This is a genomic window from Streptomyces torulosus (genome assembly GCF_001419765.1).
GTDB classification, from domain to species: domain Bacteria; phylum Actinomycetota; class Actinomycetes; order Streptomycetales; family Streptomycetaceae; genus Streptomyces; species Streptomyces torulosus.
The window spans coordinates 1-7,866 of the sequence record NZ_LIRK01000372.1 but is presented as its reverse complement, the minus strand read 5'-3'; the positions used below and the strand labels follow the sequence as shown (position 1 = coordinate 7,866).

General features: G+C 70.4%; 8 protein-coding genes. 1 reads left to right on the top strand and 7 read right to left on the bottom strand.

What is annotated here, in order from left to right; genetic code table 11:
• Nucleotides 1-133: 133 nt before the first annotated feature.
• The 6 genes from AOK23_RS25215 to AOK23_RS25190 all read right to left on the bottom strand — a co-directional run bounded on the left by AOK23_RS25215 (nt 134) and on the right by AOK23_RS25190 (nt 5,997).
• A complete protein-coding gene (locus tag AOK23_RS25215; RefSeq protein ID WP_079049688.1) occupies nt 134-595 on the bottom strand; it encodes an Lrp/AsnC family transcriptional regulator in 462 nt (153 codons plus the stop codon).
• 132 nt (nt 596-727) lie between these two features.
• The gene (locus AOK23_RS25210; protein WP_055714926.1) at nt 728-1,699 is read right to left on the bottom strand and encodes a succinylglutamate desuccinylase/aspartoacylase family protein; all 972 of its coding nucleotides are present in this window, start codon (nt 1,697-1,699) and stop codon (nt 728-730) included.
• 18 nt (nt 1,700-1,717) lie between these two features.
• Entirely contained in the window at nt 1,718-2,857 is a 1,140-nt protein-coding gene (solA, locus tag AOK23_RS25205) for an N-methyl-L-tryptophan oxidase (protein ID WP_055714925.1), read from the bottom strand.
• Nucleotides 2,858-3,073: 216 nt separating this feature from the next.
• A complete protein-coding gene (locus tag AOK23_RS25200) occupies nt 3,074-3,772 on the bottom strand; it encodes a HisA/HisF-related TIM barrel protein (RefSeq protein WP_055714924.1) in 699 nt (232 codons plus the stop codon).
• A gap of 45 nt (nt 3,773-3,817) precedes the next feature.
• Nucleotides 3,818-4,807, bottom strand: coding sequence for a 4-hydroxythreonine-4-phosphate dehydrogenase PdxA (pdxA, locus tag AOK23_RS25195; RefSeq protein WP_055714923.1), 990 nt, complete (start codon nt 4,805-4,807; stop codon nt 3,818-3,820).
• A complete protein-coding gene (locus tag AOK23_RS25190; RefSeq protein WP_055714922.1) occupies nt 4,804-5,997 on the bottom strand; it encodes a four-carbon acid sugar kinase family protein in 1,194 nt (397 codons plus the stop codon). The genes pdxA and AOK23_RS25190 overlap by 4 nt, the downstream gene beginning before the upstream one ends.
• A gap of 110 nt (nt 5,998-6,107) precedes the next feature.
• Here AOK23_RS25190 and AOK23_RS25185 point away from each other — a divergent pair, with 110 nt between their 5' ends.
• Entirely contained in the window at nt 6,108-7,010 is a 903-nt protein-coding gene (locus AOK23_RS25185; RefSeq protein WP_055714921.1) for a LysR substrate-binding domain-containing protein, read from the top strand.
• A 70-nt stretch (nt 7,011-7,080) separates the two neighbouring features.
• On the opposite strand, the gene AOK23_RS25180 is transcribed toward AOK23_RS25185, so the two are convergent.
• On the bottom strand, nt 7,081-7,818 hold the full coding sequence (locus AOK23_RS25180) for a response regulator transcription factor (RefSeq protein ID WP_240496549.1): 738 nt from the start codon (nt 7,816-7,818) through the stop codon (nt 7,081-7,083).
• Nucleotides 7,819-7,866 lie beyond the last annotated feature (48 nt).

Sequence of the window (7,866 nt, the reverse complement as noted above, 5' to 3'; positions counted from 1 at the left end):
ACCCAGCCCAAGGTCGTCTGCGTCAACCACATCACCGAAGTGGTCCGCTGACCGCCTTCCCACACATCGGCTGGGCCGCCCGTGCCCGCTGCCCCGGGGTGAACTGCTCGGTCGCGCCACGCCACCGCGCAGCTCACCCCGCTGCCGTCGGCCCCTGCTCTCCCCGTGGGCGATCGACCACCCTGGACAGGGTGAGTGCCGTGACCGTGTCCCGTACGCCCGGCATCTTGGCGATCTCCTCCCAGATGCTCCGTACGCGTTCCAGCGAGGCCGCTTCGAGGCGCACCATGATGTCGAAGTCGCCGCTGAGGATCTCGCAGATGACGACCTCGGGGATGCGTTTGAGTGCGGCCAGGACGTCGCCGCCGCGCATGCGGTCCTGGCGGTAGACGAGTACGAGCGCCGAGACGACCGTGCCGGTGTCGTGGCCCGCGCGGACGATGGTGTAGCCGGCGATGTGGCCCTGGCGCTCCAGACGTTCGACGCGCTGGCGCACCGCGTTGCGGGACAGCAGCACCTTGCCGGCCAGATCGGAGTGCGAGATGCGGGCGTTGCGGGTGAGCTCGGCGATGATCTTCTCGTCGATGGCGTCCACAGCGGACCGTCTCCTTCGCGAATCGGTCGAGGTCGCGGACCCTGGCGGCAGGCGGGCCGCTTCGTTCTCCAGCCGCCGGTCGATGTCCGTGTCGAAGCACGGGGGCGGCTGAAGGTACGGGCATGAACCCCGTCAGTCGTGGGGGATGGCGATGGCGGCGAGGTGCGTGCCGGGGCGCACGGTCAGCCCGTTCATGTGGTAGATGATCGTCCCGCTGGAAACGGCGGAGACCTTGTGTTCGGTGCCGTCGACGGGGTCGATGATGCGGCCGATGGTCTGTCCCTCGGTCACGTCGTCGCCGGTGACGGCGTCCGGGTACCAGAGGCCGGTGGCCGGAGATTCCACCTCGCCTGTCCACATCCAGTCGCGCTGCTGCACGGTCACCGGTGCGAGGTGTTGCGGCGCTTCGATGACGCCGAGGTGGTGCAGGATCCGGTGCAGGGCGTCGAGGAGCCTGCGTGCGGTGTCCGGGTGCCGGTCGCCGAGTTGGCCGGTCTCGACGAGGATCGCGGGGATGCCCTGGCGGTTGGCGGCGGCGTGGCTGTTGCCGCCTTCGGGGCTGGTGCCGAAGATGACCCGCTCGTATCCGACCGCGTGGGCCAGGGCCTTGTTCTTGGCGTCGAGTTCGGTGTCGCCGGTGCGGCGGTAGCCGACGAAGTCGAGCAGGTGCTGGTCGATGCCGCCGCTGTGCAGGTCCACGTAGGCGTCGGCGCCGTCGACGAGGTGCGCGAACAGCCAGGCCGCCATCCGGTCGGTGGGGCCCCCGTCCGGGTCGCCGGGGAAGACGCGGTTGATGTTCACGCCGTCCAGGGGCGAGATGTTGAGCCTGCCGCCGTAGACGGCCGGAGGGTTGGCGACCGGGCAGATCACCACCTGCCCGGCCACCTCCTCCGGCTCCAGCAGCCCGGCCAGGCGGGTCGTGGCGTCGACACCGATGAACTCACCGCCGTGGACACCACCGGTGATCACGACCCGGGGCCCGGGACGCGATCCGTTGACGAGGATCAGGGGCACTTCGACCGTCGTGGTGCCGAGGTCGGCGGGCAGCACCCCGCGGGTCTTCCGGCCGGGCTCCGCCCGCAACGTGCCGATGGTCAGAGTCATGACTTACCTCGTTCCAGCTCAGGCCGCGGCGCGGCCGGTCGTGGTGATGAAGTCGATCGGCTGGGAGGTGCGGCCCTGAAGGGCGAGGTCGGCGGCGATGTCGCCCATGGCGGGTGAGACCTTGAAGCCCTGGCCGGAGAAGCCGGCCAGCAGGACGATGTCGTCGCAGCCCGGCAGGGGGCCGACCAGCGGGCGGGTGCTGTCGGTGTAGCCCTCCATGAAGACGGACAGGCGCACCGGGTCGGGGTTCAGGCCGGGCAGGTGGCGGCGCACCGCCGTGGTAAAGCTCTCCAGTTCTTCCGGTGCGACGGTCCGGTTCAACCGGTTGGGGTCGTCCACGGGCTTGTGGTGCGGCTGGGGCAGGCCCAGCTTGACGGCCAGGCCGTCCGGGGAGGGGATGCCGTAGAAGGGGGTGTCGCCGCAGCGGATGAAGGCGGGGCGCTCGGCGCCTGCCGGGTGGTCGTCGTGGGGCAGGAACCAGGCACTGATCGCACGGTAGACGTTCACTTCCCACGGCAGGTCGGGCAGCAGGTCGCCCACCCAGGGGCCCGGTGTGACGACGGCGGCGTCGAAGCGCTCGGTGTCGGTGTCGGTGCGGATCAGAACGCCTCCCCCGGCGACGGGAGTGACTTCCCGCACCGGCGTGTAGCGGCGGATCCGGGCCCCCAGCTCCTCGGCGCGCCGGGCCGCGGTCTGGACCGTCAGCTCGGGGCGGATGAACCCCGCGTGGGAGTCGAGGACCACCAGGTCACCGTCGTCGACGCGGAACTGCGGGAAACGCTTCGTCATCGCCTCGGCGTCGATCACCTCGTGGTCGAGACCGTGCTCGGCGATGCCGTCCATGACGGTACGTATCTCGGGGTCGTCGGCCGGCCCCATGACCAGGGCTCCGATCAGTCGGCGCAGTTCCCGCCCGGTCTCCGCCTGCAACTGTTTCCAGAGGACGTCGGCGTGCCGGACGAGCGGCACATAACGGCCGTCGTGGGTCTGCACGCTGCGGAAGACCCGGGTCTCGCCGCCTGCGGCACTGCGGTCGTGGCCGGGCGCGAACCGGTCGTAGCCGACGACCTCGGCGCCGCGGCCGGCCAGCCGCCAGGCGGCCTGGCTGCCCATCGTTCCCACACCGACCACCGCGACGCGCTTCCTCGCAGCTGACACAGGACTTTCCTTCCGTATCTCCGGGCCGCACGCTGGGCCCGGAGCATGAGGATGATTCATGGCGACGTGGAGCGGGCGGGCCGTGACGGCCCGAAGGTCGTGGTCGTCCCGGGTTCGGGGATCCACCCCAGCACCCACTATGCCGTGCCACAATGTGGCATACCGTGCTATTATCTGGCACAGATAATGGCGGTGGTTCAGGGGGGAGTCAAGAGGTCAAACGATGGCCGCGTGACTCGACCTCGCCTCGCCCACGACCCTGCCCACCACCGGGGCCAGTTGGGAGCGGAGGGTGCCGGCGTGGGGCTGCAGGGAGCCGTCGAAGGCGGCGGAGCCGATGGTGAAGGCGTCGACTCCGGCTGAGGCGAGCGCCTGTATCTGGGCGGTGCTGGTGATCGAGCCGGCGACGACCAGACGGCCGATGGTGGCGGCGCGGGCGGCACGGACCAGGTCGAGAGGGTCGGCATCGGTGGCGCGGTACGCGAGGAGGTCGACGCCGGCGCACCCAGCCGCCTCCGCTCGCCGGCAGTCGTCGGCGATGCGGTCCGGGTCGCCGGCGAGGCGGGTGGGGTGCCCCAGGGGTTCCCCGGCGAACGGCAGATAGCCGATGGACGTGCCGTGCAGGACGCGGAGGGTCTCCTCGATCCAGGTACCGCCCATCAGCCAGTCGACGCCGAGTTCGACGGCCGTCCGCACCGAGGCAAGAGCCTGGTCCCGGTGGGTGCTGACGACTTCGAGGTAGGTGGTGGCACCCATGTCCTTGAGGCGGGTGTGGAGCTGGGCGAGAGTGTCGGAGTCGACGCCGATGTCCTTGAACCCGATGTGGGTGATGCCGAGGTCCGCGATGGTGTCGAGGACCTCGAGGCAGTCGGTGACGGTGCGGTCGTCGCGGGTGAGCATGAAGATGAAGTCCATGGTGTCCTTCGGTTCTCTGGTGCCGGGGTTGAGGTGAGTCGTGGGTCAGGGGTGGTCCGGTGCCCCGGAGGACAGACGGTCGGCGTGGGTCAGGGCCGCGAGCATGCTGGTGTGGTCGGCGGTGCCGAGACCGGCGATGTCGAAGGCGGTGCCGTGGTCGACGCTGGTGCGGACGAAGGGCAGGCCGATGGTGATGTTGACGCCGTGCTCGATGCCGAGGTACTTGACGGGGATGAGGCCCTGGTCGTGGTACTGGGCGACCACGACGTCGAAGGCTCCGGCCCGGGCGCGCATGAAGACGGTGTCGGCGGGCCAGGGTCCACTGGCCTCGATGCCTTCGCTCCGCGCGGCTTCGATGGCGGGGGCGATGATGTCCAGGTCCTCGCGGCCGAAAAGGCCGTTCTCCCCCGCGTGAGGGTTGAGGCCGGCGACGGCGATACGGGGCGCGGGCAGGCCGCCGCGCCGCAGGGTGCGGTGGGTGAGGCGGATGATGTCGAGTACGCGGGCTGTGGTGATCGCGTCGATCGCGGTGCGCAGCGACTGGTGCACGGTGACCAGGACGATCCGCAGTTCGTCGGTGGCCATCATCATCGCGTAGTCCGTGGTGCCGGACAGGTCGGCGAGGATCTCGGTGTGCCCGGGGTAGGGGACGCCGGACAGGCGCAGTGCTTCCTTGTTGATCGGCGCGGTCACCAGGGCCCGTATCTCGTGGGCCATCGCGAGCTGGATACCGCGGCGGACGTACCGGAAGGACGCCGCTCCGGCGCGGGCGTCGAGCGTGCCCCAGGGCAGGTCGGCCGGAAGGCCGTCCTCGGCGAGGGCGTCCACCGTGCCGGGTGCGAACTCCGCCTGGTCGACCGACGAGATGGGGCGCAGGGTGAGGCGGGTGTCGGCGATCTCGTCGGCGCGGACGAGGACGTCCATGTCACCGATGACGACGACGGGCACGGTACGCCGGGAGTCGGCGCACGCCTTGAGGGTGATCTCGGGGCCGATTCCGCAGGGGTCGCCCATGGTGATGGCGATCGGGGTCATGCGTGCTCTCCTGGGGCGAGACGATGTCGGATGAGGTGGCACAGGCGCAGGAGCATGGCGTCGTCACCGAAGCCGCCCGCCTTGATCAGCACGGGAAGGGGGAGGCGACCGGTCAGCAATCCGCGGACGACGCCGGGTTCGGGTTCGTCGATCAGGTCGATGCCGGTGGCGCCGAGGGGCTGGAGCACGGTCGTGGCCGTTTCTCCCCCGGTGATGACGAGTGCGTCGACCGTGTGGTCCTCGGCCAGCGCCTCGACGACGACGGCCTGAGAGTGGGCGAGCGCCTGGGCGGTCTGTGGCGTGTGGCGTTCATCAGGTGTCCGCAGGGTGAGGACGGGGGCCGTCAGACCGCACAACGTCTCCACGGCGGCGGCCGGATCGACGCCCACGGTGACCCCTTGGACGTCCGCGCTGCCGTGCAGCTCGACCAACTGCCGTCGGGTCGCCGGGTTGGTGCTGCCGACCACGACCAGTGGACGTCGGGCCGGGGCGGGCGGTGACGCAGCGGTGTCCGTGGCGCGTGCGCACCTTCGGGCCAGGGCTGCGGCCAGGCCCGGGGAGCCGACCCACAGCACTTCGTCGAGGCGTGGCACCGATGCCACCAGACGGTCGAGGTCGCTGTCCTCGGTGGCGGAGCAGACGATCAGAGCGCCGTTCCCGATCAGTTCGGGCAACTCGGCTGCCCGGTCCGGCCGCCCGAGCACGGCCTCCGGGAACAGCGTGGTGAGGTCCGAGCACCGCACGGGGTGCGCCGGGTCGCGGGCGTAGTCGCTCTCGTGGACCGGTACGCCCCGTACGTGCTGGACGCCCTCCACCGTCACCCTGCCCTCCGCGGGGAAGGCCGGAGCCATGACGACGGCCCGCCGTCGCGACCCCGCCCATGCGGCCCGGACCTCTGCCGCGACATGACCGCGCAGGGTGGAATCCACCGTCTTGAACAGCAGCTCGGAGCCGGCGAACAGGTCGGCCGCCCGTCGGGTACGCGAAGCGGCGGCCTCCTCGTCCAGCATCCGGCTCCCGAGGTCGACCGCGGTCACACCCACGGCGTGCCGCGGCGGGCTCGCTGGGGCGGTGAGCAGGATCCGGGCGTCGTGACCAGCCTGGCGGAACGGCGCGGCACCGTCCCCCGCACTGGTGAGGTCGTCCGCCAGGATGGCGATCCCCCGCCGCACGTCGTCGCGGAATGTCATGCCCCACCTCTCGGAAAGCCGGCCTTCTCTGTGATCGGATCAATAGTCATGCAGCTGAATGACCAGGACAAACCATTCCTTCTCACAAGACCTGTGAGTAAAGTTCACTCATGCGATGGTCGGCGCTTCCTCCTCTGAACACGCTTCTGCCGTTCGAGGCCACCGTCCGGCACGCGAGCATGACCGCGGCCGCGCGGGAACTCCATGTCACGCACGGCGCGGTGAGCCGACAGATCCAGAACCTGGAACGGTCCCTCGGAACATCGCTGTTCGAGCGGCGGACGCGTGCCCTGCATCCGACCCCTCAGGCCCGTCAGCTGGCGGCCGTCGTCCGGGACGCGCTCGATCAGATCGACGCGGCAGCCCGGCAGATCGCACCCCGAGCACCGGCAGGACCGCTCACTCTGTCCTGCGAGCCCACGCTCCTGATGCGATGGCTCATTCCCCGGCTCCCCGATCTGGCCGCGAAGGTGCCGGACGTCGCCGTCCACCTGTCCGCGGGCGGCGGCCCCGTCTTCTTCGAGCGGGACGACATCGACATCGCGATCCGCCGGGACGACTTCCCGTTCCCCGAAGAGGCAAGCCGGACCCGCCTGTTCGCCGAACGGATCGGCCCGGTGTGCCGACCCGAACTGGCGGCTCGCCTGACCGGCGCCGCCGGAGTGTCGCAGGTGACTCTTCTGCACACCGGCACACGACCGCAGGCGTGGGACGACTGGCGGCGTATCACCGGCCTGCAGGCGGAGCCCGCCTCCCAGCAGACCCTGGAGCACTTCTACCTGACCCTCCAGGCCGCCGCGGCCGGAGTCGGAGTCGCCATCGCCCCGTATGCCGTCGCCCGCGACGACCTGGAGCGAGGACAACTCGTCGCACCCTTCGGTTTCGTCCCCGACGGCACCAGCTACCACCTCCTCGGCCGTCCATCACTTGAGCAGGACGGACGCGTCCGCCGGCTGACGGCATGGCTGCGGGCCAGGACGAGCCGGCTGGACGACGACTCCGAACGGGTGTGACCGCTGGGCTCACGGACCCCAGTGCGCGCCGCCGAGGATTTCGCAGATCACGACTTCCCCAAGGGGGAGTTCACTCGGACCGGCCGGTCGTACCACCGCCGAGCCAGTAGCCGAAGCCTCGGCGGGTGTGGATCAGCGGCGGGCCGTCCCGGTCGACTTTGCGGCGCAGCCGCGAGACCAGCTGCTCGATCGCGTTGTCGCCATGGAAGTCGCCCCACACACAGCGGCCGATCTGCTCCTTCGACAGCACCTTGTCCGCGTTGACCAGGAGGTATCGCAGCAGCCGGTACTCGGCCGGGGTGAGGTTCAACGCCCGCCCGGCGCGCAGCGCCTGACAGGCGGAGCCGTCCAGTTCCAGGTCGAGGTAGGCCAGTTGGCGCTCACGCCGGGCCGGCCCTCCGGCGCGCAGCAGCATCTGCGCCCTGGCCAGGACCTCGGCGATACGGAAGGGCTTGGTGACGTAGTCCTGGTCCCCCAGGCCGAGTTCGGGCAGCAGCTTGCCGAGGGAGTCGTACGCCGTCAGGAAGAGCACCGGGGGACGGTGCGCGAGGGGCGGACGGTCCCGGCCCAGCCCTTCGAGGTCCGGCAGCGTCAGATCGAGCACCACGAGGTCGAACCGGCGGTCACGCAGCCGCGCCACCGCCTCCGTCCCCGACGTCGCGGAACGGACCCGGTATCCCGCCAACTCCAGAGTGGTGCAGAGCAGTTCGGCCGCGTCCGGGACGTCCACGACGACCAGCACATGCTGCCCCGCGCCACGGGGAAGCGAGGGCTTCTCACTGACACTGCCATGGATGGGTAAGACCATGCGTCCAGCACTCATTCCTTGTGGGCACCTCCGGCGATCAACCGGGAG

Excerpts from the sequence above, each read along its gene's own strand:
- AOK23_RS25210 (WP_055714926.1), bottom strand. The coding sequence starts at position 1,699 with ATGACTCTGACCATCGGCACGTTGCGGGCGGAGCCCGGCCGGAAGACC.
- AOK23_RS25200 (WP_055714924.1), bottom strand. The coding sequence starts at position 3,772 with ATGGACTTCATCTTCATGCTCACCCGCGACGACCGCACCGTCACCGAC.
- pdxA (WP_055714923.1), bottom strand. The coding sequence starts at position 4,807 with ATGACCCCGATCGCCATCACCATGGGCGACCCCTGCGGAATCGGCCCC.
- AOK23_RS25190 (WP_055714922.1), bottom strand. The coding sequence starts at position 5,997 with ATGACATTCCGCGACGACGTGCGGCGGGGGATCGCCATCCTGGCGGAC.
- AOK23_RS25185 (WP_055714921.1), top strand. The coding sequence starts at position 6,108 with ATGCGATGGTCGGCGCTTCCTCCTCTGAACACGCTTCTGCCGTTCGAG.
- AOK23_RS25180 (WP_240496549.1), bottom strand. The coding sequence starts at position 7,818 with ATGGTCTTACCCATCCATGGCAGTGTCAGTGAGAAGCCCTCGCTTCCC.